The sequence below is a fragment of the Arthrobacter sp. MDT2-34-1 genome (assembly GCF_059091365.1).
Window position 1 is genome coordinate 1 of record NZ_JBNHGO010000035.1, and the last position, 1378, is coordinate 1378.

Consider the following 1378-nt stretch of genomic DNA (forward strand, 5'->3'; position numbering starts at 1 on the left):
TGACCTTGACGGAGGTAGTAGCGCACGCAAAACGCGTTGCCCGGAGCGTTGATATTCCCGTTTTCTGCGACGCCGATACGGGTTACGGGGCTCCCATCAACGTCCAGCGCACGGTCGCCGAGTTCGTCGACGCCGGTGTTGCGGGCATCCACATCGAGGACCAGCGTGAGCCGAAGAAGCCAGGCGGGGCCACCGGCATTGAACTGGTATCCGACGCAGAGGCGATCGGGCGGCTGAACGCCGCCGTCGAAGCGCGGGACAAATACGACAAGGACTTCGTGATCGTCGCCCGCATGGACGGATACGGTGCTGCCGGCGGAGGTATCGACGAGGCAATCCGGCGTGGGCAGCTCTACTGCGCCGAAACCGGAGTTGATGTCATCTTCTACGAGGGTCTCCAGACGTGGGAACAGGCCGAGCTGGCGCTGAAAGAGACGCCCGGACCAAGCTACGTGATCCCGAGCCCGAACCTCCTCGGGCAGAAGACGCTCGATGAACTGACCGCAATGGGTCAGGCAATCGAGATAGCGCCGTTTGTGCTGCCGGGCATCCATGAGGTTTGGCGCCTGCTTCTAGACATCAAGAAGGCCGGCGACACCACTCCGTTCGCGGAATACCTTGCCACAATGAATGAGGCCAAGGGCACCGAATACGATCTCGGCTGGGGCTCGTGCCTTGGGCGGCCCTCGACCGAATTCGTCGCAAGCACGGAGGAAAGGTACCTGCCGACTGAAGCGCGACGCGATTACGTCAATACCCCCAACGCCTAGCAGCTCGTGGCGCAAGTAGTTGAACGCGCGGCCTTCCGCAGAATCTTTTGCCCTCCCATACGTTTGTCGTTTGTCTATAAACGTATGGGAGGGCGCCCTCTAGGGCACTTGGTAAGGACAGGAAAATGCGCATTATCCCTGCATCCCCTGACGTGGGTTTGCCCTCTGACGCTTCATATGAAATCCACCCGGACCACATCGTCATCGCTGCCGTCGTCCAGTGGCGGGGCCGGATTGCCCTGTTCAGAAGGAGCCGCCACCTTGGCCACGACAGCGGCCTTTGGCACTGCATCACCGGATTCTTGGAAACCGGGGCGACCCCCGAACAGCAGACTCTTGAAGAGCTATCTGAAGAAGCCGGATTGCAGGCCGAAGACCTCCTGGAGCTCCGCCAAGGCCGGGCCATCGTGGTCGCTGACGGTTCGGGAACTCCCTGGCTCGTCCACACTTTCACGGCTCTAACGTCCCGCCGGCGGTTGATAATCAACTGGGAGCACGACTTCTACCGGTGGACCACTCCACGCAAGGCGAAGCGCTTTACCAATCGAGTCACTTGGCTGGACGAAGTGCTCAACGCAACCCAACCCAATACTTGATATGAAATCAGT

At 60.3% G+C, this 1378-nt stretch carries 2 protein-coding genes; both read left to right on the plus strand.

Annotation, left to right across the window (positions count from 1 at the left end):
* A partial coding sequence (locus AC5RVV_RS17380; protein ID WP_494002608.1) for an isocitrate lyase/PEP mutase family protein occupies positions 1–770 on the plus strand: 770 nt, incomplete at its 5' end.
* Between the two features lie 125 nt (positions 771–895).
* Positions 896–1366 (plus strand): NUDIX domain-containing protein, encoded by a 471-nt coding sequence (locus AC5RVV_RS17385; RefSeq protein WP_494002609.1) that lies wholly within the window; start codon positions 896–898, stop codon positions 1364–1366.
* Positions 1367–1378 lie beyond the last annotated feature (12 nt).

Bases quoted from the DNA above. Each gene is read 5' to 3' on its own strand.
- AC5RVV_RS17385 (WP_494002609.1), top strand. From the start codon at position 896: ATGCGCATTATCCCTGCATCCCCTGACGTGGGTTTGCCCTCTGACGCT.